This is a genomic window from Leisingera sp. XS_AS12 (assembly GCF_041224635.1).
GTDB lineage: Bacteria > Pseudomonadota > Alphaproteobacteria > Rhodobacterales > Rhodobacteraceae > Leisingera.
On record NZ_JBGFGM010000084.1, the window covers coordinates 1 to 461 of the forward strand.

The following is a 461-nucleotide window of genomic DNA, read 5'->3' on the forward strand; positions in this document are numbered from 1 at the left end:
GCCGGTCGTCGGGATGGACAGCCTGCGCATCCTGGTGACCGGAACCGGCCACGGCAAGCCCAAGCGCCTGCTTGGACAGGAGCAGATCCGCGCCCATTTCGGAGCGCAGTTCTAAACCACGCGGCTCATCCGACCACCTGCAGCCTTGGGGCCTGCGGTCGACCGCCCGGCCGTCCCACGGCAAAGCGGTGCGCCAGGGCCAGGCCTGCGCGAATCACATGCGGGTCCATCTTGCCCTGAGTCACCTCGGCCACCGCGTCCCGCGCCGGCGGGGTCTCGTCCCGGCGCATGTGATGCAGCATCCGCAGCAACGCCGCCTTATCCGCCGTGACGCAGGCACGGTTCTCCAGATCAAAGGGGCTGATGCAGGCGAACTGCCCGTCCCGGCACTCCAGCACGGCCCGCAGCAGTTTCATCGCCATATGGGCAGCCGCCAACCCCAGGGTCTCTCCCCAGCGTTC

General features: G+C 68.8%; 1 protein-coding gene. It reads right to left on the minus strand.

Annotation, left to right across the window (positions count from 1 at the left end; genetic code table 11):
* Positions 1–125: 125 nt before the first annotated feature.
* A partial coding sequence (locus AB9K35_RS07470; protein ID WP_369925117.1) for a hypothetical protein occupies positions 126–461 on the minus strand: 336 nt, incomplete at its 5' end.